This window comes from Enterococcus sp. C53, assembly GCF_040887425.1.
Lineage (GTDB): Bacteria > Bacillota > Bacilli > Lactobacillales > Enterococcaceae > Enterococcus_B > Enterococcus_B hirae.
This window is the reverse complement of the sequence record NZ_JBFOFT010000034.1, coordinates 1-400: the sequence shown is the minus strand read 5'-3', so window position 1 is coordinate 400 and position 400 is coordinate 1. Positions and strand designations below refer to the sequence as shown.

Annotated in this window: 1 protein-coding gene; it reads left to right on the top strand. The window is 38.2% G+C overall.

Annotated elements, in window-relative coordinates:
* Positions 1-85: 85 nt before the first annotated feature.
* Positions 86-400, top strand: a 315-nt coding sequence (locus AB3I42_RS14045) for a transposase (RefSeq protein WP_368022573.1), incomplete at its 3' end; no start/stop codon positions are given.

Below are 400 nucleotides of genomic sequence, written 5' to 3'. Positions count from 1 at the left end.
TTTTTTTTTTGATTTTAAGGTACACAAAAAGCACACAACCTTGTATGATTAAAGTGCCTAAACAAAAATCAAAGGAGTGTGCCTTATGTTTAAAAATTATACCATCAACCAAACAACTTTACCACTAGATGTAGAACATTATATTCCAGAAACGGATGTTGCCTTTGCGGTTCACTCGTTAGTAGAAGCAATCCCGCAAGCGCTCTTCAACCAAATTGAACAACAGCTGGGACGTCCAGCCTATCACCCCAAAATGATGTTGAAAATTCTTCTTTATGCCTACACGCAACGTGTTTTTTCTGGCAGAAAGATCGAATTTTTATTAGACGATAGTTACCGTATGCGTTGGCTAGCCAATCATGAACAAGTGAGTTACGGCACGATCAATCGATTCAGAAGT